Source organism: uncultured Phycicoccus sp., assembly GCF_947495705.1.
In the GTDB taxonomy this organism is placed as follows: Bacteria; Actinomycetota; Actinomycetes; order Actinomycetales; family Dermatophilaceae; genus Phycicoccus.
The window spans coordinates 1-224 of sequence record NZ_CANLZR010000031.1; the positions used below are offsets into that span (position 1 = coordinate 1).

Sequence of the window (224 nt, forward strand, 5' to 3'; positions counted from 1 at the left end):
GTCGCGGTCTCCGGCACCCAGCTGCCCGGGCTCGGCTGGGTCGACGCCACCACCGTCGCCGGGCTCCTGCGGACCCTTCCGTTGGACGTCGCCCGCGCCGTCCTCGACGCCGACACCGGCACCCAGGTCTCCCACACCACCGGCGCCTACCGGCCACCGAGGTCGATGCGCGACTTCGTCACCACCCGCGACGGCACCTGCCGGATGTGGGGCTGCACCCGAGC

The 224-nt window shown here is 75.0% G+C and carries 1 pseudogene; it reads left to right on the top strand.

The features are described 5' to 3' along the window. Positions 1–224: pseudogene (locus Q0963_RS16535) on the top strand (hypothetical protein); the annotation flags it as partial.